The 20,010-nt window shown below is 41.3% G+C and carries 14 protein-coding genes; 7 read left to right on the top strand and 7 right to left on the bottom strand.

Going from position 1 to position 20,010, the window contains the following annotated elements; all coding sequences use genetic code 11:
* Positions 1 to 115 precede the first annotated feature (115 nt).
* Both VB733_RS13545 and VB733_RS13550 read right to left on the bottom strand, forming a co-directional pair.
* Entirely contained in the window at positions 116 to 1,558 is a 1,443-nt protein-coding gene (locus VB733_RS13545) for a C2 family cysteine protease (RefSeq protein WP_323340587.1), read from the bottom strand.
* A gap of 224 nt (positions 1,559 to 1,782) precedes the next feature.
* Positions 1,783 to 1,977, bottom strand: a complete 195-nt coding sequence (locus VB733_RS13550) for a TPR end-of-group domain-containing protein (protein ID WP_323340588.1) — start codon at positions 1,975 to 1,977, stop codon at positions 1,783 to 1,785.
* A 154-nt stretch (positions 1,978 to 2,131) separates the two neighbouring features.
* Between VB733_RS13550 and VB733_RS13555 the strand changes: the two genes are divergently transcribed.
* Positions 2,132 to 2,920, top strand: a complete 789-nt coding sequence (locus tag VB733_RS13555; protein WP_323340589.1) for a sulfite exporter TauE/SafE family protein — start codon at positions 2,132 to 2,134, stop codon at positions 2,918 to 2,920.
* A 229-nt stretch (positions 2,921 to 3,149) separates the two neighbouring features.
* Here the strand turns inward: VB733_RS13555 and VB733_RS13560 are convergent, their stop codons facing one another.
* Positions 3,150 to 5,069, bottom strand: a complete 1,920-nt coding sequence (locus VB733_RS13560; protein WP_323340590.1) for a S8 family serine peptidase — start codon at positions 5,067 to 5,069, stop codon at positions 3,150 to 3,152.
* 558 nt (positions 5,070 to 5,627) lie between these two features.
* Here VB733_RS13560 and VB733_RS13565 point away from each other — a divergent pair.
* The 5 genes from VB733_RS13565 (at position 5,628) to VB733_RS13585 (ending at position 13,032) form a co-directional block, all read left to right on the top strand.
* The gene (locus VB733_RS13565) at positions 5,628 to 6,446 is read left to right on the top strand and encodes a TIGR00297 family protein (protein WP_323340591.1); all 819 of its coding nucleotides are present in this window, start codon (positions 5,628 to 5,630) and stop codon (positions 6,444 to 6,446) included.
* A gap of 233 nt (positions 6,447 to 6,679) precedes the next feature.
* Entirely contained in the window at positions 6,680 to 7,438 is a 759-nt protein-coding gene (locus tag VB733_RS13570) for a peptidylprolyl isomerase (RefSeq protein ID WP_323340592.1), read from the top strand.
* Entirely contained in the window at positions 7,387 to 10,146 is a 2,760-nt protein-coding gene (locus tag VB733_RS13575) for a type I secretion system permease/ATPase (RefSeq protein ID WP_323340593.1), read from the top strand. The genes VB733_RS13570 and VB733_RS13575 overlap by 52 nt, the downstream gene beginning before the upstream one ends.
* Positions 10,147 to 11,086: 940 nt before the next feature.
* Complete coding sequence (locus tag VB733_RS13580; RefSeq protein WP_323340594.1) at positions 11,087 to 11,344, top strand: DUF4212 domain-containing protein; 258 nt, start codon at positions 11,087 to 11,089, stop codon at positions 11,342 to 11,344.
* An 8-nt stretch (positions 11,345 to 11,352) separates the two neighbouring features.
* Complete coding sequence (locus VB733_RS13585) at positions 11,353 to 13,032, top strand: sodium:solute symporter family protein (protein ID WP_323340595.1); 1,680 nt, start codon at positions 11,353 to 11,355, stop codon at positions 13,030 to 13,032.
* Between the two features lie 208 nt (positions 13,033 to 13,240).
* Here VB733_RS13585 and VB733_RS13590 read toward each other — a convergent pair whose 3' ends face one another.
* Positions 13,241 to 13,579, bottom strand: coding sequence for an excinuclease ATPase subunit (locus VB733_RS13590; protein WP_323340596.1), 339 nt, complete (start codon positions 13,577 to 13,579; stop codon positions 13,241 to 13,243).
* Positions 13,580 to 13,883: 304 nt separating this feature from the next.
* On the opposite strand from VB733_RS13590, the gene VB733_RS13595 reads away from it, so the two are divergent.
* Positions 13,884 to 15,071: a tetratricopeptide repeat protein gene (locus VB733_RS13595; protein ID WP_323340597.1), complete on the top strand. Its 1,188-nt coding sequence runs from the start codon at positions 13,884 to 13,886 to the stop codon at positions 15,069 to 15,071.
* Positions 15,072 to 15,138: 67 nt separating this feature from the next.
* Here the strand turns inward: VB733_RS13595 and VB733_RS13600 are convergent, their stop codons facing one another.
* The 3 genes from VB733_RS13600 to gcvH all read right to left on the bottom strand — a co-directional run bounded on the left by VB733_RS13600 (position 15,139) and on the right by gcvH (position 19,932).
* Positions 15,139 to 16,305, bottom strand: coding sequence for a pyridoxal phosphate-dependent aminotransferase (locus VB733_RS13600; protein ID WP_323340598.1), 1,167 nt, complete (start codon positions 16,303 to 16,305; stop codon positions 15,139 to 15,141).
* Positions 16,306 to 16,426: 121 nt separating this feature from the next.
* Positions 16,427 to 19,339, bottom strand: coding sequence for an aminomethyl-transferring glycine dehydrogenase (gene gcvP, locus VB733_RS13605; protein ID WP_323340599.1), 2,913 nt, complete (start codon positions 19,337 to 19,339; stop codon positions 16,427 to 16,429).
* A 203-nt stretch (positions 19,340 to 19,542) separates the two neighbouring features.
* Positions 19,543 to 19,932: a glycine cleavage system protein GcvH gene (gcvH, locus tag VB733_RS13610; RefSeq protein ID WP_096615133.1), complete on the bottom strand. Its 390-nt coding sequence runs from the start codon at positions 19,930 to 19,932 to the stop codon at positions 19,543 to 19,545.
* Positions 19,933 to 20,010 lie beyond the last annotated feature (78 nt).

The raw sequence follows: 20,010 nt of genomic DNA on the forward strand, positions 1-20,010 counted from the left end.
TATTTATCTTTAAGTCTTTATCTTTAAGTCTTTATCTTTAAGTCTTTATCTTTAAGTCTTTATCTTTAAGTCTTTATCTTTAAGTCTTTATCTTTAAGTCTTTATCTTTAAGTCTTTATGTATACTGTTTTGTGGCATCCCAATAACTAAAATTAGATTCGATTTCGCTCCAACTTAGTTCTAAAACCCCAGGTTTTGATGAACTATCAATACCCCAAGGATTAAACAGAGTAAATTTTTGCGTTGAGTAATTATAATTTACCAATGCGTAAGCGTGACCTGCAATAATATTTGCTGATACTGGTTTTAATTTTGAACCAAAACCAATAGATTCACTTAAATTAATACTATTAATAATAGTTTGAAAATCTAAAGGAACACTCATCCAAACCTTGTTACCAGTGATATGTTGTAATGCATCGCCAATATATCCTCCTTGAGCGATACCGGAGTAAGAGTTGGTATTGTCTTGGTAAATCCAACCAGATTCATTGAGTTGTGCATAAGCTTTTTCTACAAGGGCAACCCAAAGTTCATTTGTGGAGTTGTTATAATTTTTACCTTTACTAGCGTAGACAAAATTTCCTGATGAATCAGTTGGTAAATATCTATCTACTGTGACGTAATCAGCGATTTGGTTTCGCCAAAACTTGATGGTGAAAGTATTATCACCATTGTCTATAAACATGTTTTCAATGGTTTGGACTGAGTTAATTGCTGTTGCTGCTAATCCAGCAAGAAAGAAACAGTCGTTAATCTGCCCTTGAGTGATGTCTTGATAGCTAATTCCATTCTGAAAGAGTGAACCACTTGCTTGCTGATATGTATAGGCAGTTGATGGTCGATCGCCTCCCAAAAACCATTTATTGATGAGGTTTTCCATTTGGGTATCGCTACTACCTACACTCAAGTTACCCAGTGAATTCCCTTGGTATTTTTGATTAGCTGCATCTCCGTTAATGATTTTGTTAGCTAATACTCGCACTGGTTCGGGAATCGAAAGTGTAGCCGCATGATTGAGTATTGTTTTCAAATCGGCGAATTCAGTCCCGTCAATGATGCCACCGTCTTTAGAGTCGCGCAAAATGGCAATCATTTCATTACGATCGATTATTCCATCAGTAAAAGATGATTTTGCCGTTTGACGAATTCCCGCATCTTGAATTTGAACGACTTGATCAAACCAATCTACTGAAGTTGAAGGTATTGTTTCAGTGATTGCTTGGCTGCTGAACCTCAAGTTGTAATTACTGACTGCACGACCAAGTCTATAAACCTCAATATAGTATTTACCAGCTTCTAACACCACATTGATAGATTCATCAAATTTACGGCGATTGTAGGAACCAGCCACAATAGAACCATTACTGTCTAATATTTGGACATTTAAGTTGGCAGACAAACCATCGACAGTAACATCCAAACTACTACGGTTATTAAGGTTAAAGCTGTAATAATCGTTTGTATTTTCCCAACCGATGGAGCCAGTTAATACTTGTTGACTGCGGGAAATATTTAAGCTGGAATTGATATCAATACTTTGTTTAAAATTATTCACTACTATTACAATCCCTATGTCATCAAGCACCCTGCGGGAAGCAAGGCATGGCAAATTTTAGAGATACAAAAGTAACCCTAAATATCTCAGTAAGGAAAACAAATATGCGTGATATATCCCTGTAAATTTATGTCTCAGGGGTTATTCGTCTTTTAAGTTCAATATTTGAATTTCTATATTGCTGCTTTATATATCCAAACAGCCATGTGGAATATACGTATTTTTTATTTCTGATGGATCAAAATCTGAAATTGCGCGTTGTTGCGAATGCTATCAAAAACCACATCGGTTTTCGTCCTTTGCCGATATTCTGCGTCTAAATTGATTGCTGTTTGTAAATCTTGTAGCACTAAATCGATATTATTTGACTGGGCATATACAATAGCGCGGTTATAGTTGAAAGCCAGTTGTATTCGCAAATATTTTTCATAGAGTTACCAATTTAGGACTTATCAACCCTGCCCATCCTTTTTCTAACAGTTTATAAATTTGGCGAAGTTATTGACCGAGTTTAGTTGTTGGTAATATTCTAAAATCAGTCATAATGCTGCTGTTGTAGGTGCGGAGATTTAAATGCGGAATATTTGGGCATTTGCTTGGGGTGCTTTAGTCGGAATTCTCGGTGGACTAATCGGTTTGGGTGGTGCAGAATTTCGCTTACCAATTTTAGTTAGCATTTTTAATTATCGAACCCTACAGGCAATTATTATTAATCTCGTTGTGAGCCTCTTCACTGTCACATTTTCATTCATTTTTCGGAGTGGTGTTATTGGAATTGAAAATGTTTTTGCAAACCTGACAGTAATTATTAATATTCTGGCAGGTTCTCTCATTGGGTCTTATATTGGCGTTAACTACGCAACTCATATCAACGAAAAAACATTAAATCGAGTTGTTGTCGTTTTTCTATTTTTACTAAGCTTTGTACTAATTGGGCATAATCTTATTTTCAGTCTTCAAAGTTGGCAACTTCCAGACTTACTCAGAATTGGCATTGGTTTTACCGCAGGAATTGTGATTGGAATATTCAGTAGTATGCTTGGTGTTGCAGGTGGTGAATTGATTATTCCTACTATTATTCTCGTCTTTGCAATTGACATCAAATTAGCAGGAAGCTTGAGTCTTGCGATTAGTATTCCTACGATTATGATGGGTTTGTTCAAATATCAAAGTCAGCAACGACTTAAAGAAGTAAAATCCGAGCGAGAGTTTATTATTTCAATGGCATGTGGTTCAATATTGGGAGCATTTATTGGCAGCAACCTTTTGAGGTATGTAGCAAATAACTTGCTATATGGAATTTTGGGTATGATTCTATTTTTGTCAGCGTTGAAGTTAGCAAAACACAAGCCAAGTGCATAAACAAAGCCTTTGCAGAAGATAGGTATTTCAAGCCTTTAATAGTTCACCAAGCTAAAATTGACGGGTTACCTCGTAATTGGGCTGGAGCATCCAATAACATCACGTGCAGTAATTAATTATTATTATTTTTCTTCGCGTCCCCCTGTCTTCCCATCTCAGTGTCAGTTTTATCGTAATTATTTAGGCGAACCTGATATGTATAGATGCACCTCAATTAATCAACTACAAATTAGGAATAATTACGAGCGAGGGCTAAAGCACGACGAACTGCGGTATCGGCATTAACAAAACCATTACCGTAGAATTTGTCGTATCCTGGTGTTCCCAAGTCGTATGCAGTTTCTGATAATATAGACCTGATTTGCGATGCATTCAGATTAGTATTTGCGCTCCAAACTAACGAAGCAACACCGGATGCGATCGCAGTAGATGCAGAAGTACCGTTGAATTTATCGTTGTAGCCAAAATTAAATGAACCGGCGCTATTTTTATCGGCGTTAGCAGCAGTAAATTCAGTTGGTGCCATTAATGTTAATGGTCGCAAACCTGCATTGATAGCTGTATCGTTGGTATAGTTGGAACCCCACCAGTTCAGGTTAGAGTAAGAAGCCCTTTCTCCGAGATTTTTAGTGTTGCCGTACCAATCTTTATTTCCCCAGGATGCACCCACTGAAACTACATTGCCGTAATTTTGGGCGAAGGAAGCAGGGCTGGAGACTTCACCTACATCTTCATTTCCAGCAGCGATTACAAATAAGACTCTATCTTGGTTATTCGCAATTAATTGTTGGAAACTATCACTACTACCACCTACCAAGCTGAGGTTGACAATTAATTTTTGACCTTTGCTATTGGCTTGGTTAATCAGTTCTTGTGTTGCTTCTACCAAGGTTTTATCACCTGGGTCTAATTGATATGTACCATTAATGTTGTTACCCAAGACATCAATATGCATCACATCTGAATTCCAGTTAATACCCGCCATCCCAAAGCCATTATTGCTTGCTGCGGCGATGGTACTTTGGACTAGAGTTCCGTGGGAATAACCTGCTGACTCATCTATATAATTGTTGCCAGAGAAAATAGTCGATCGCAAATCAGGGTGAGTGACTCCATTGCTATCCCTTCCGAGTCCACTATCTTCAATACCTATAAGTACCCCAGCAGAACCTGTTGTGAATCTCCAGGCATTATGTACACCTGTCATGTGTAAATTCCACTGCTGAGAAAACTTCTCGTCGTTGGTTGTGACTGTTGCTGCGCTTCCCAGTCCAATATTGGGGTTAGCAATTGTTAAATCGTAGGTAATGTCAGCAAAAACGATTTGTTCGATACCTTCAAATAAAATTCGATTGCCGTCGTTGAATGTAATCGCATCAAATAATCGATTGCCATTACCAGGATTTTCAACTACACCCCCACCTGTCGCATTTGCCCAACTAAAGTTGGCTTGGCTTGAGGGAATACCAGCAATTGTTTTTAAATCTAGTACATCTCGCCCACCCGTACCAAAATTTATATTGCCGTTTCCCGAAAAAAACGTTGTTTGATTACTGCGATCGTAAATTAATGTATCTGCACCTAAGGTTCCTTGTTGCCAAATTCTGCCTGAAGAACTTTGGGGAACTGGTAGATTGTCATTTGGGATGGCAGCCCGTCTTTCTCTTACATTCCCAGGTCTGGAAGCACTCCTTCCCTCTGGCAATGAAGTAGCTGAAATATCTGAGAAATCTAAGGATGAAGCTGATATAGGTTCGTTAATATCACCTGCGTAAGGAATTGCCGATACAGTCAGGTTGTAAGTACCGAAAACGTTGCCTTCCCCGGAAACCCCGTAAACATAGATATAGTAAATACCCTCATCAATACTTGTGTTGATGCGCTCTCCCCTACGAGTTGATTGTGAAGTCTCCATAACTTCACCCACATCAAAAACCCCGTTGGCGTTTTTATCCTCGATTAAATCAACATTTAAATTACTTCCTAATTCTTTCAGTAATAAGTTAAAACTACTACGCCCTTGCAACCCGAATCTATACAATTTTCCTGAATCGAAAGAGCTAACTGTATCAGTATATACTTGGAAACTTGTGGAAATATTAATATCAACTGCTGTACTGAGCGGATTACCAGGAACGTTAGCTGGCATATTTAATTAAGTTTTTACAGGTGGTACATATAATATCAAAATCGATATTTGCTAGATTTGCAGCAAAAATCACGTAAAAGTGCCTAAGTTTACTAAAATCTCATAGAGGATTTACGTAAACTTCACGTAAAACTGATGATGAAAACCGTGTGCATTTGCACATGATATTTTTACTTGTGTAAAAACAATACATAAAGTTTCAATGTATTTATTTTACAATGGGGGATTGAGATAGAACAGTCTCAATAATTTAGGGAGTTTGGTGTAGATGTTAACCAGTAAATAATTATTTAGTGAAGGTTTACCAATCTATCATGAAGTTGTTACGGAGGACAACTAATAACTCGCCAAAATAAGCTTATACCCTTGTATTCCGGCAAATTGTTGATTACACTGACCAGGAAAGAACAGAGGAATCAGTAGTCCAAATATCAACTTTCAATCAGGAATTTCGACTCCTAACATTGATAGGGATAATTCTGAATTCTGACAACCGAGTTCTGCTTCAAGAAGCGATAGACTGCTGGAAATCTGACTTTTTTGGGGGAATTTATGGAAATGCTGTCATTAATCGATGATTTCAAACCTTGGATAGTAGCTTCCCTCTCGCAGAAAATAACGATCGCGATCGCATTGAATACAATTTTGCTGGGTATCGCTGCGGTTACGCCTAAAAAACTCCTGACTCCAGCCGGGTATTTACATGCTTGGTTCTTGGGGGTATTGATTTGGGGAACATTGGGATGGCAAGGATATGTAGTCGTCATGTTCTACTTTTTGATAGGTTCATTTGTCACCAAAATTGGGATGGCGCAAAAAGAAGCCGAAGGAATTGCCGAAAAGCGATCGGGTATGAGAGGTCCAGAAAATGTCTGGGGTTCAGCATTAATTGGCGGATTATGTGCTGTAGGTGCGGGAATATTCTCCTCAAACATTTTTTCCCCTTCCTCTTCCTTATCCTCGCTTTCTTCCCTGTTTATCATCGGTTACGTTGCCAGTTTCAGCACGAAACTATCGGATACCTGCGCTAGTGAAGTTGGCAAAGCTTACGGACAGCGTACTTTTTTGATTACGACGTTGCAACCTGTCCCACGGGGAACCGAAGGTGCGGTGAGTTTGGAAGGAACCTTGGCTGGATTAGTTGCCTCAGCAGCACAGGCATTAGTGGGTTTTGGAGTCGGTTTAATTGGTGGCTTGGATATCGCTTGGTGTATCTTAGCGGCATTTATCGCTACTAATATAGAGAGCGTCATTGGGGCAACCTTACAATCTAAGTATGATTGGCTCACAAATGAATTAGTCAATGTCTTAAATACATTAATTGGAGCGATCGCGGCAATGTTATTAGCTTTCTCCTGGGTGAATTTGTCAAGCTAATTGCCTCCGATGATGCATCGATAATTCTGTCAGCATAACCTCATTGCGTTATCTAACAAAATCAAGACCATTCAAAAATTGGCAAATAGGGAATGATAAAAATTTATGATTCGGTTGCTGATTTGCTGTACCAACGCTTAGGATTGCTATAGCATTTTGGCTGGAACGCTCTGAAGTTGAAATTTCCAAGTATTATCACTTTTAAGCGTGTTTACTTATACATAAAATCATTCATGGAATCCTTATCATTTCTAAACATTGATGACAAAGAGATTTCCGTCGCCCAAGCAGTGAAATACCTGCAAACGTCGGGAAAGCTAGGACAGTTTATTGGTGATATTGTCCGTCAGCATGTCATCGAAAACGAGATTGCCAGCCGCGAAGATGTGGCAATTAGTCCAGCATTGACAGAACAAGCTATTATTGATTTTCGCTTAAAAAATCAACTCACAGACCCACAACGCTTTAATGACTGGTTGAAAAATAGCGGCACTAGTTATGATTCTTTTCACGCTTCCGTCGGATTTGGCTTTAAGATAGAAAAGCTTAAAGCTGTAATTGCCATGCCCAAGCTTCAAGAATATTTCATCGAACGGAAAATTTTTCTCGATCGCGTGGTTTTATCTCGCATTATCGTCGATAAAAGAGAACTGGCGGAGGAATTACACGCACAAATCGAAGAGGGTGCAAGTTTTGAGCAAATTGCCCGCGAATATTCCTTAGCTGATGATCGGGTAGTTAATGGCATGATGGGACCAGTGAGCCGGGGTACGTTACCAGATATACTAAGAGCGGCAGTAGATGTAGCTAGTCCAAATACATTAATTGGACCGTTTGAATTGGAAGGACGCTTTGGGTTGTTTCGTGTAGAACAAATACTCAGTGCGTCATTAGATGATACTCAACTAAAGCAAGCATTACAGAACGAGTTGTTTGAGAAATGGCTAGCAGAGAAAATTCAAAAACTTACAGTCAAGCTGCAAGTGGTTTAACTACCGTCGATGATGAATTACAAAGGCGGGTGCTAGCATCTTTACCTTGGGATGAAGCACCATTTTCTTGGCTAACAACCGAAAGTCAAGATTTGCTCCAAAATCACGCCGAAGTGTCTCGTTACGGACTTGGGGAAAAAATTTGGTCGAAGGATATCCAAGGCTCGCAATATTTTATTGTAACGGGCAAGGTTCGCTTGCGGGAAGAAGAAACTAGCAAACCAATGGCTACCTTGGAACCGGGAGATTGGTTTGGTGAGTTGTTATTGTCTGCGATTGACTGTAAGGCTATTGCTGCTAGTAAAGAAGTTATAGTAGTTCGCTGGGATGTCGCAGTTTGGACGCAAGTTTCTACTCCTCAAGTTCAAGCATTTTGGGAAGGTGCGCCGGAAGAAAATACGGGTGATAGAGTTTCACCAACACCTGCGGATTCTCTAGTGATAGAAGAGAAGGAGGAACAGGAAGATAAGCTAGATAGTGATGTATTTCAGCACTCCAATTTTTCTCCCTCCCCTTCCTTATCTTCGCAAAAACCCCAGTTTCAAAAGGAATTTCTCGCGACTGTCACCCCTCAAGCCAGTTCTGGCTATCCCTTTGTTGCTGGTTGGAATACTGGGGCTGCATGTTTAACAATGCTGGGACAGTATTTACAGAACCCTGTGCAACTTGAATGGGTACAGCGTCAATTACGCGGACAACGACCACAAAATATGGTCGAAGCTGCGGAAAAATTGGGATTTTTGCTGCGAAAATTGCAGGTAAATTGGGCAGAATTACGCCAATTAACTTTTCCGGTGGTGATGCGCTGGGGTGGTACTCAAGGGAATGAAGGTAGTTGGGTAGTAGCCTATGGTATTAAAGGCGATCGCCTGATTATAGCCAATCCACTTAATAGTGAAGGTAAGTGTGAAACTATACCCAGACAGATGGCGGAGGAATTCTGGGATGGTAGCCTCTGGCAAGCTGAAGTCATTAACAAGCAAGAAAAATTCAACCTGAGTTGGTTTTTGCCTGCTGTGTGGAGATACCGAGGTTTGCTAACTGAGGTATTAATTGCATCATTCACTTTGCAACTATTGGGATTAACAACACCACTTATTACCCAAGTCGTCATCGATAAGGTAATGGTACAGGAAAGTTTGCCGACATTGGATGTAATGGCGATCGCTTTACTTTCAGTGGCGTTTTTTGAAGCTTTCCTGGGTGTATTACGGTTGTTTATCTTTACTCACACAGCCCGTCGTCTCGATTTAAGCTTGTCGGCGCAGCTATTCCGCCATTTGATGCGCTTACCTCTGGCTTATTTTGAATCCCGTCGAGTTGGGGATACAGTAGCGCGGGTACAGGAACTCGAACAAATCCGTCAATTCCTCACAGGTACAGCTTTAACAGTTATTTTAGATAGTATCTTCGCCGTAGTTTATTTGGCGTTGATGTTCTATTACAGCATTCCCCTCACCTTTGCAGGTTTAGCTGTATTACCGCTATTTGCCACCCTGACATTAGTGGCAACACCAATTTTACGTAATTGGTTAAACGAAACCTTTAACCGCAGCGCTGACAGCCAATCATTTTTGGTCGAAACTATCACCGCGATTCACTCCGTCAAAGCACATGCTGCTGAACCTGTTGCCAGAGATAGATGGGAAGGGTTATTTGCCCGTTTCATCCGTACTGGATTCAAAGCCTCGACTACGCAAAACATCAGTAGTAATATTGGCGACTTTCTCACCCACCTGTCCAGTTTGCTGATTCTTTGGTTTGGTGCCAAATTAGTCATCGAGCAAAAGCTGACAGTGGGACAACTTGTCGCCTTTCAAATGCTTTCTGGTCGTGTTACTGGTCCATTACTACGCTTAGTACAGCTTTGGCAAAATTTGCAACAGGTTTTACTATCAGTAGACAGAATTGGCGACATTCTCAACGTTGCTCCAGAAGCTGAACCCGGTACAGGCTTGGTTTTACCACCATTAAAGGGACAAGTATCCTTTGAACAGGTATTTTTCCGCTACAAACCAGACACAGAGCCAGTGTTGCGGGGTATTTCCTTTGATGTTGAACCAGGACAATTTGTGGGTATAGTTGGGCGTAGCGGTTCGGGTAAAAGCACCCTATCCAAGTTATTGCAACGGCTTTACACCATTGAATCAGGACGTATTTTAATTGATGGTTTCGATATCAAAAGCGCTGATTTAGCATCCTTGCGCCAGCAAATTGGTGTGGTACTCCAAGAAGACTTTTTGTTCAACGCTTCTATTTTGGAGAATATTACCCTGGGGAACCCTGATATTAGCGCTGAAGAAGTAGTCCAAGCCGCACGCATGGCAGTTGCTCATGATTTCATCAGCCAATTACCCCACGGTTATGAGACTAACGTTGGTGAAAGAGGCACAGCTTTATCGGGGGGACAAAGACAGCGTATTGCCTTAGCGCGGTTATTCCTTTGCAATGCTCCAATTCTGATTTTGGATGAAGCGACAAGTGCATTGGATGCGGAAACTGAACAACAGGTATTACAAAACTTGCAAGCCATTTCCCAAGGACGCACAGTGTTTATTATCGCCCACCGTTTTGCACCCCTCAAACGTGCCAACCAAATTTTGGTAATGGAACGTGGAGTGCTGGCAGAAAGGGGTACGCACGATAGTTTGTTGCGGGAAAAAGGTTTGTATTGGTCTTTGTATCAACGTCAACAAGCTAATGTTTAGTTGGATTGATTTCAAGATTCTCTTCCCCTAAACCCCTCGAAAATATCAAAGTTTGCAAAATTACTCTCCCAACTACTTGCCATATCGGAAAACCCAAGTTATGCTTTAGGAGTGTGTGAGGAGTAAGTTGAAGACAGAAAGCGCTTGGAGTGGAAACACGGTCACACGTCCAGGCGCTTTTTGCTTTTTACAAATATTTTGACTCAGGAAGCAGCTAAGAATTGACAGCCAGGATACATCTGATAGTCTTTCATGCGTGGGCAGGGATGTATAGGTGGCAAGCTATTGTTGTTTAAAGCCGCCCATTAGAGAGCGTTTATAAAGTAAATATTCAGGATAGTCGCCCAGGGAGAAACCCAGTTTCTCATCAAAAAGTGAGATGATGCTCGATACTTCAATCCAAGAAACCGGGTTGCTTTGGTCTTAAGGTTTACTTGATACATAACCTCTTATTGTGGAAATAGAGAAACTCTGATTGAGTTTGCAGTGCTTGAGTGGCGCTACACTAACACTCTAATTTTGTACTGTGTTTATCCGCCTTCCATTCGTGACTTAAAATCCAATACGATTCAGTTAAGGTTATTAGTCAATCGATTTGTTAAGAACCAAGATTTGGGGGATTCTCCCCCAAACCCCCTATTGGGAAAAGTTGACGGGGAGATGTTCTTCCCGTCAAACTTTGGACGGTTGCGTCCCCCAAGCCCCCTCCAAAAAAGTCGATCTGTTTTGCTTGTAATAATTGATTTATATTCTTAACTGAACTGTATTGACTTAAAATCAGGACTTCAAGCATCGGTAATTGTGACTACTAAAGTCTTTGAATATTTTCAGCTAAGTTTTACCCATAACTTAAGTTAAGTAACTTAGCTTAAGTTAAATCAATATATCGTTACGGTGTTAGCTTCTGATATTATCTTGGTGCATTTGCCTTGAGTAAATCATGGATAATCAAAAACATCGTGCTTATTGGCGCGCCAATACAGCTTTAATTCGTAATCTCCTAATAGTTTGGGCACTAGTATCTTTAGTGTTCAGTATCCTGCTTGTGCAACCTTTGAATACTATTCCCTTCTTTGGGGTTCCTCTGGGCTTTTGGATGGCTCAACAGGGGTCGATTTTAATATTTGTCGTGTTGATTTTTATCTATGCAGTGCAGATGGATAAACTTGACCACAAGTACGATATTAGAAGGAAGTGAGGAGTTAGATGTCTGTAGAACTTTGGACAATTGTTATTGTCGGAATTTCTTTCCTGCTATATCTTTATATAGGTTGGCAGTCACGGGTAAAGGATAGTAAAGGTTTTTTTGTTGCCGATCAAGGTGTTCCTTCGGTTGCTAATGGTGCTGCAACTGCTGCGGATTGGATGTCTGCGGCTTCGTTTATTTCCATGGCTGGTTTAATTTCCTTCATGGGGTATGATGGTTCGATTTACCTCATGGGTTGGACTGGTGGTTACGTGTTACTAGCATTGCTACTTGCACCATATTTACGGAAATTTGGTAAGTATACAGTTCCCGATTTTGTTGGCGATCGCTATTATTCCAACATAGCGCGGCTGGTGGCGGTGGTTGCTGCAATCTTTGTTTCTCTCACCTATGTTGCCGGACAAATGCGGGGTGTTGGGATTGTTTTTAGCCGCTTTTTGCAGGTGGACATCAATACTGGTGTCATTATCGGGATGGTGATTGTCGGCTTTTTCGCAGTGCTAGGTGGAATGAAAGGGATTACCTGGACACAGGTAGCACAGTATGGGATTTTAATTGTTGCTTACTTAATTCCTGCAATTGCGATCGCATTTCTCCTCACTGGTAATCCTATTCCCCAATTTGCTTTTACCTTCAGTGATATTGCCACTAAGCTCAATCAGGTACAGGTTGATTTGGGTTTTCAGGAGTATACTCAAGCATTTGTCAATAAACCAATGCTTGATGTGCTGTTTATTACCATTGCTTTGATGGTGGGCACTGCGGGTTTACCTCATGTAATTGTCAGGTTTTATACTGTTCCTGATGTGCGCTCTGCCAGATATTCGGCTGGTTGGGCATTACTATTTATCGCCATTTTATACACTACTGCGCCAGCCCTTTCAATGTTTGCTCGGTATAACTTAATTGAAACGCTGCACAATCGTACTATTCCAGAAGTACAGCAACTAGATTGGGTGAAAAAGTGGGAAAATACCAAACTTTTATCTTTTGAAGATAAAAACGGTGATGGGAGACTGCAACTGACACCGACAAAAGAAACGAACGAGATTACCATCGATCGCGATATTATTGTGCTAGCAACTCCAGAAATCGCTAAACTTGCACCTTGGGTAATTGCCTTGGTGGCGGCTGGTGGGTTAGCTGCGGCTTTATCTACAGCATCGGGACTATTGTTGGTAATTTCCAGTTCTATTGCCCATGATGTCTATTACCGGATTATCAACCCCAATGCCTCAGAGCAGAAACGCCTATTTGTGGGGCGTTTGATGGTGGGTTTATCGCTGGTGCTTGCAGGTTATTTTGGTGTGAATCCACCAGGATTTGTGGGTGAAGTTGTTGCCTTTGCCTTTGGTTTGGCTGCATCTAGCTTTTTCCCAGTAATTGTTCTGGGTATTTTCGATAAACGTACCAATTCCACAGGTGCGATTGCGGGAATGGTGATAGGTTTAATTTTCACTATTGTTTACATCGTTGGTGTCAAGTTTGCGGGAATGCCTGCTTGGTTCTTTGGTGTATCTCCCGAAGGTATTGGTACGCTGGGTATGGTAATTAATTTAGTTATTACTTGGGTGGTTTCTCGACTCACAGCACCACCACCAGCACATATCCAAGCTTTAGTGGAAGATTTACGTTCTCCTGATGTGGAGGAAGCTTTGACAGTAACAAATATACATTAAGCTTGATTGTTCCTCTCTTGATTTTAAATTCTTGATTTGAAAGTAAGAGAGGCTCTCTGGTTTGCCTAAGTTATGACAATCAAACCGACGCAAAGTTAGGAGAGAGGGAAAAAATTAATCATGGCTGATTGCCGGAATTGACATCATAAGTTGAAGAGAAATAGTAGATTGCACCCGACAAATTAAATAATCCCCAATTTCCAATTCTTCAATCTTCATCTAATGCCGGAAAGTATTCCTCGAACTTCCACAATTCATCTTTATTGGCAATAAACCAGATACGAGTTTGCGGAGTTAATTTACTCCAAACAATTTCCGGTGGCACTTGCGGTAATGCATATCGATATTCTGCACCTAAAACTCTTAAATTTTCGAGAATCTCGTCAGAAATACCAAAATATTGCCAATCTACTTGTATGTTAATTCCCGACATACAGCTTGCAGGATTGAAAACTAATTGTGCAGTGCGAATCAAATCAGCAAAATGCACAGGTTTTAATTTTCCTATTTCCTGAAGTTGGAATAATTCATCATCCTTTGGCGACATAGTAGTTGAGTGAAAGTAGAGAAAATGTCATCAATTGGATTTACTTGCAGAGAAATTTCGAGATTTTATGATTTATCCTGGTTCCTCTAGTTTAACGCAATTACTGATTTGTTAAAAATTACACAATTTGGGAAGGGTAAGAATAGCTTAACAAGCATAGTTTTTCTAGTCAGTAGGAATTGTCAAGCCCCCAATTGTAGTCGCTGCAAAAATTACCGCATCATTCTGAGGTTGGAAATAGACAAGGTTTAGTAACAAGATTTGCTAAAATTTACAGATATTGAAAATTTTACAAGTATTATTTATGAAACTTAGTCTCTGCGCCATTGTTAAAGATGAAGAAGCCACCTTAGCTAAATGTCTAAATAGCGCTAAAAGCATAGTTGATGAAATAGTAGTTCTAGATACAGGTTCTACTGACAAAACAATGGCAATTGCCCAAAAATTAGGTGCAAATGTATATCAATACCAATGGCATAATGACTTTAGTGCCGCGAGAAATGCAGCTTTAAAATATGTGACAGGTGATTGGGTTTTGGTATTGGATGCGGATGAGACGCTAACGCCAAGAATTAAATCGCAGATTCGGCAAGTGATGGAAATGCCAGAGTATATTTTAATTAATTTACTACGTTATGAAGTGGGAGCCAACCAATCACCTTATTCGATGGTTTCGCGGTTATTTCGTAGGCATCCGGCAATTAAATTTACACGTCCCTATCATGCGATCGTTGATGATAGTATTAGTGAGATTTTACGCCAAGAGCCGGATTGGCAAATTGGTCATTTAGAGACAGTTGCTATTTTACATCAAGGATATCAACAAGAAATCATCAATAAACAAAATAAATTTGCCCAAGCTCAAGCGGCAATGGAAGGTTTTATTGCCACAAATCCAAATGACCCTTATGTTTGTAATAAATTGGGTGCTTTATATGTTGAATTGGGAAAAGTTGGGGAAGGCATTGAGTTATTGCAGCGTGGAATTGCTTCTAAACAAGCGAATATGGATTTGATGTACGAGTTGCATTATCATTTAGGAATTGCCTATAATCGTCACCAAGATATCAGAAAATCTATCTCTCATTATCAAGCTGCAATTAAGTTAATTGTTACGCCAATTTTAAAATTGGGTGCTTATAATAATTTGGGTAATTTGCTCAAAAGTTTGGGTGATTTACGCAGTGCCAAAAGTGCTTATGAAATGACTATTCGTATTGACCCGAATTTCGCAACTGGGTATTATAATTTGGGAATGACGTTGAAAGCAATGGGATTATTTATGGATGCGATCGCAGCATATCAACGTGCCATCAAGTTAAATCCCAATTATGCAGATGCTTACCAAAATTTAGGTGTGACTTGGTTAAAAATCGGCAATCAAAAAGCCAGTTTAGCTGCTTTTAATAAAGCTATTTCTTTGCATGAAAAAAACAATCCCAGCGAAGCGATGAGATTGCGTCAAGGATTAGAGGAGATGGGGCTTTTATAAATTACCTTGCTTCCACTTTTGCCAAGTGTGTTACTTGCTCGTCTCTACAGCAGCCAGCAGACAATACTTAAAGCTTGGATTTGACAAACTTCTCCAATCTATCCATACCTTTTTCAATTGTTGCCATATCCGTGGCATAGGAAAGACGCACGGTATCATCGGCACCAAAAGCAATACCGGGGATGACGGCGACTTGATGTGCTTCCAGTAAGGCATTACAAAAATCTAAAGACTTTAATCCAGTTTTGCGAATATCGGGGAGGAGATAAAAAGCACCTTCGGGTTTGGGACAACTTAAACCAGGGATAGCATTGAGACGTGCATACATAACTTCGCGACGTTTGGCAAAAGCGAGACGCATTTCTTCGACACAATCCTGAGAACCTTCTAAAGCCGCGATCGCACCATATTGGGCAAATGTACAGACATTGGATGTACTATGGCTTTGAATGGTAATTGTGGCTTTGATTAATTCCCCAGGTCCTGCTAAATAACCGATACGCCATCCCGTCATTGAGTAACCTTTGGCAAAACCATTACTAATGATAGTGCGTTTAAAGATTTCCTCACCCAAGGAACCAATGCTGACATGTATCGCCCCATCGTAAAGAATTTTTTCGTAAATTTCATCCGAAACTACCAAAATATCTTTTTCGACAATGATTTCGGCTAATGCCTTAATTTCATCGGGAGTATACACCATCCCCGTGGGATTCGATGGCGAATTCAGAATAAATAACTTGGTTTTGGGAGTGATTGCTTGGCGTAATTGTTCCGGAGTAATTTTATATCCTGTCGATGCGTCAGTATGCACAATTACCGACTTGCCACCCGCCAGCGTCACCATCTCCGGATAGCTTAACCAGTAAGGTGCAGGAATAATTACCTCATCACCGGCTTCAATCAACGCAAGTATCAAGTTATATAGCGAATGCTTACCGCCATTGCTGACGATGACATTTTCTGCCTTGTAATTCAGACCATTTTCGCGCTGCAACTTCCGGGCGATCGCATCCCGCAAAGCTGGTTCTCCAGATGCCGGACCATATTTAGTCTTACCATCTTCTAAAGCTTTGATTGCTGCGGCTTTAATGTGCGCTGGAGTATCAAAATCCGGTTCGCCAGCACTAAAGCTACAAACATCAATTCCCTCAGCCTTCATAGCCTTAGCTTTCGCGGCGATCGCTAATGTAATTGAAGGCGTTACCTGACTCACTCTTTCTGCCAGTTTCATCTTCACTCTAACTTTTGGCAATTTTCCCATTCACTCCAGCATATCTTAAACGGGAAGTAAATGATGGCGATATCTTTGGAAACGTGGAGACGCGAGCGATCGCGTCCCTAACTGCTAATATCTACTCAGAATAGGCATCCATTGGTAAACAGGAACAAACAAAATTCCTGTCCCCAAATGCTGCATCAATCCTACCGACGCTAACCCAGAATTTATTATCTCTTGTCCAAGCTGCGGGATATGCTGCTTGCTCCCTGGTATATGGATGTGTCCATTCCTCAGCAATCAAACTGGCGGCGGTATGGGGTGCATTTTTCAAGAGGTTATCTTGAATATCCATTTTCCCCGATTCAATTGCGGCAATTTCTTGACGGATGGCAATTAAGGCATCGCAGAATCGGTCTAATTCCTCTAGCGATTCGCTTTCCGTCGGTTCCACCATGATTGTACCAGCGACGGGCCAGGATACAGTCGGGGCGTGAAAACCGTAGTCCATCAAGCGTTTGGCTACGTCATCAATTTCGATATTGGCGGATTTTTTTAAAGCCCGCAAATCTAAAATACATTCGTGGGCAACATAGCCGTTACTACCTTGAAAAAGTACAGGATAGTAACCTTCTAAGCGCTTGGCAATGTAATTAGCATTGAGAATTGCCACTTTCGTCGCCTCCGTTAAACCAGATGCACCCATCATGACAATGTACATCCAGGAAATTACGAGGATACTAGCACTACCCCAAGGAGCGGCGGACACTGCACCAATAGCTTTTTCCCCACCCATTTCCATGACAGTATGTCCGGGAAGGAAAGGAACTAAGTGGGCCGCGACACCAATGGGTCCCATCCCTGGACCACCACCACCGTGGGGAATACAGAAGGTTTTATGCAAATTCAAGTGACAAACATCAGCACCAATATCACCGGGACGACATAATCCAACTTGGGCATTCATATTTGCCCCATCCATGTAAACTTGTCCACCGTGGGCGTGAATCATGGCGCAAATTTCTTGGATACCTTCTTCAAATACCCCATGTGTGGAAGGATATGTCACCATCAAGGCTGCCAGATTTTGGCTGTGTTTCTCAACCTGTGCCTGCAAGTCACTAATATCCACATTCCCATTGCGATCGCAAGCTACGGGAACCACTTTCATGCCGCACATCACCGCACTGGCGGGGTTGGTTCCATGTGCTGATTCGGGAATCAAGCAAATATTTCGGTGTCCTTCTCCACGACTTTCATGATACTGGCGGATAACTAAAAGTCCCGTATATTCACCTTGGGAACCTGCATTGGGTTGGAGGGAAATTCCCGCAAATCCGGTAATTTCTGCTAACCAGGTCTCTAATTGCTCAAATAAAATTTGATATCCGCGTGTTTGCGATGCGGGAGCGAAAGGATGAATATTCCCAAATTCTGCCCAGGTGACGGGAATCATCTCCGATGTCGCATTCAGTTTCATCGTACAGGAACCCAAGGGAATCATTGATGTGGTGAGGGATAAATCCTTGGTTTCGAGTTTGTGGATGTAACGCAGTAATTCGGTTTCGGAGTGATAGCAGTTGAAAACTGGGTGAGTGAGGTAGGGAGAAGTACGGGGGAAGAGGAGGGAGTCGGGGCAGGGAAGAGTGGGTAAGGGAGGGAGTTGTTTTCCTTGGGCGAAGATTTCCAGTAAATCGACGACATCAGCTTCCGTGGTGGTTTCATCCAGGGAAATGCCCACAGCAGTCTGATCAAAAATTCGCAGGTTGATTTTTTGGCTTTCGCAGGCTGCGAGAATTGTTTCTAAACTATTGCTTCCCAGTTCCACCTTGATGGTATCGAAGAAATTTTCGGAGACAATCCTGTAACCTAAGCCTTTCAAGCCTTCTGCCAGGAAAACGGTTTTCTGATGAATATCTTGAGCAATTTGCTGCAATCCTGCCGCACCATGATACACAGCATACATCCCCGCAATAACAGCAAGTAAAACCTGTGCAGTACAAATATTACTGGTGGCTTTGTCACGACGAATATGTTGCTCGCGGGTTTGTAGCGCTAAACGTAAGGCTGGTTTACCGTTGGCATCCTTCGATACACCAACAATTCGCCCCGGTACTTGTCGCTTGTATTCTGCTTTTGTCGCCAAATATGCTGCGTGGGGACCTCCGTAACCCAGAGGAATGCCAAAACGCTGGGTACTACCAACAACGATATCAGCACCAAATTCACCAGGAGGTGTTAATAAGCACAGACTCAATAAGTCAGCCGCAACGGTGACTAATGCCCCAGTTGCATGTGCTTGCTGAATAAATTCTTGATAGTCGTAGATTGTGCCATCACTAGCTGGGTATTGGAGGATAGCGCCAAATATTCTTGGAGAATTATCCGGGGAAAAATCAAAAGTCCGATGGTCGCCAATAATGATTTGTATTCCCAAAGGTCTGGCACGTGTCTGTAACACGTCGATTGTTTGGGGATGGCAATCTTGGGACACGAAGTAGGCATTTGCTTGATGTTTGCAAATCCCATAACTCATACTCATTGCTTCAGCTGCTGCGGTTCCCTCATCAAGTAAAGACGCATTCGCGATTTCCAAACCTGTGAGGTCGATAACCATTGTCTGAAAATTGAGCAAAGCTTCCAGTCGTCCTTGAGCGATTTCTGGTTGATAGGGGGTGTAGGCGGTATACCAGCCGGGATTTTCAAGAATATTACGTAAAATTACTGAAGGGGTAATGCAATTGTAATACCCCATCCCCATAAAAGAACGGTAAACCTGATTTTGGCTAGCAATTTCTTTGAGTGTTGCGAGTGCTGCATACTCGCTTTGGGCTTCTGGGAGGTCGAGAGAACGGGATAGACGAATGGCTACGGGGACTGTTTGATTAATCAGTTCATCAAGGCTAGAAATCCCCATAACTTCTAGCATTTTTGGCAACTGACTGTTTGAGGGTCCAATATGTCTTTGTTGAAAATTACCTATTTTTTGAGTATTTTCACCTTCATTTTGCCGTTGGCTTGACTTGGGCACAGGTGCGTAGATTACCACAAACTCGTCTCCAGACGTGACTATTTAATATTTTGCAACAAGTAGATTTGTAACTTCATATTTTTACTGAAAGATTAGATAAATTTATCTAAAATATTTATCTCAAATATTTGCTGATGCGTTGGGTTACGGTATCGATCGCCAATCATAGACCCATTGTATAGCTGCCAATAGCGATCGCCTGCCTTCACCCAACCTTGTATTTAACTTCCTTCTACCTGAAGACTATACTCATCGGCTGTCATGGCATCGTCGATTTCGCTCGGATCATCAATACGGACTTTTAGTAACCAGCCCTCTCCGTATGGATCATCAGCCACTTGTTCGGGTGCATCAATTAATATATCGTTTCGTTCAATGATGATACCGGTAATGGGTGCATTCAGTTCTTCTACGGCTTTTACTGATTCGATTGTTCCGAAACTATCACCTTTAGCAATTCCGTCACCGACTTCTGGAAGTTCTAGAAATACGATATCCCCTAGTTGATCTACAGCAAATGCGGTAATACCAATGGTAGCAATATCACCTTCTAAACGCACGTATTCGTGGGTATCGAGATATTTCAATTCTTCGGGATATTCAAACGCCATATTTATTCACTCCAGAATTTTAGACGATCGCATTTTCTCTACTAATTGAGGAAAAAGCAACTTGATGTAGCCACAACT

Origin of the sequence: Calothrix sp. UHCC 0171, from assembly GCF_034931845.1 — a bacterium.
Taxonomy (GTDB): domain Bacteria; phylum Cyanobacteriota; class Cyanobacteriia; order Cyanobacteriales; family Nostocaceae; genus Brunnivagina.

What these genes read in the sequence shown, in the direction of transcription:
- VB733_RS13555 (WP_323340589.1), top strand. Translation starts at nt 2,132, where the DNA reads ATGCGGAATATTTGGGCATTTGCTTGGGGTGCTTTAGTCGGAATTCTC.
- VB733_RS13560 (WP_323340590.1), bottom strand. Translation starts at nt 5,069, where the DNA reads ATGCCAGCTAACGTTCCTGGTAATCCGCTCAGTACAGCAGTTGATATT.
- VB733_RS13565 (WP_323340591.1), top strand. Translation starts at nt 5,628, where the DNA reads ATGCTGTCATTAATCGATGATTTCAAACCTTGGATAGTAGCTTCCCTC.
- VB733_RS13570 (WP_323340592.1), top strand. Translation starts at nt 6,680, where the DNA reads ATGGAATCCTTATCATTTCTAAACATTGATGACAAAGAGATTTCCGTC.
- VB733_RS13575 (WP_323340593.1), top strand. Translation starts at nt 7,387, where the DNA reads ATGGCTAGCAGAGAAAATTCAAAAACTTACAGTCAAGCTGCAAGTGGT.
- VB733_RS13580 (WP_323340594.1), top strand. Translation starts at nt 11,087, where the DNA reads ATGGATAATCAAAAACATCGTGCTTATTGGCGCGCCAATACAGCTTTA.
- VB733_RS13585 (WP_323340595.1), top strand. Translation starts at nt 11,353, where the DNA reads ATGTCTGTAGAACTTTGGACAATTGTTATTGTCGGAATTTCTTTCCTG.
- VB733_RS13590 (WP_323340596.1), bottom strand. Translation starts at nt 13,579, where the DNA reads ATGTCGCCAAAGGATGATGAATTATTCCAACTTCAGGAAATAGGAAAA.
- VB733_RS13595 (WP_323340597.1), top strand. Translation starts at nt 13,884, where the DNA reads ATGAAACTTAGTCTCTGCGCCATTGTTAAAGATGAAGAAGCCACCTTA.
- VB733_RS13600 (WP_323340598.1), bottom strand. Translation starts at nt 16,305, where the DNA reads ATGAAACTGGCAGAAAGAGTGAGTCAGGTAACGCCTTCAATTACATTA.
- gcvH (WP_096615133.1), bottom strand. Translation starts at nt 19,932, where the DNA reads ATGGCGTTTGAATATCCCGAAGAATTGAAATATCTCGATACCCACGAA.